Annotated in this window: 1 protein-coding gene; it reads left to right on the forward strand. The window is 60.1% G+C overall.

All coding sequences use genetic code 11. The features are described 5' to 3' along the window. Positions 1 to 233: hypothetical protein (locus tag ACRHNM_RS18315; protein ID WP_431138054.1), on the forward strand; the 233-nt coding region annotated here is incomplete at both ends.

Consider the following 233-nt stretch of genomic DNA (forward strand, 5'->3'; position numbering starts at 1 on the left):
CACGTGGCCCGGCGATCGGATCATCGGGGGTAATCTCCATCGGCCGAGGCGTCACCTACCACTCCGATATCTCCATGCCTGCCAAAACGGCGCTGGAACAGCAAACGGATGATCGCCGTGACGACTGCAGTGAGCGCAAGGGCAATCCTGTCGTGCTCTATACCGGCAACAAGGTAGAGATCGAGCGCGACTTCACCGTCAATGGGGAAATGGGCCTGTTCCTCGAGCGCACC

It is taken from the genome of Psychroserpens mesophilus (genome assembly GCF_050617655.1).
GTDB classification, from domain to species: Bacteria; Bacteroidota; Bacteroidia; order Flavobacteriales; family Flavobacteriaceae; genus Psychroserpens; species Psychroserpens mesophilus_A.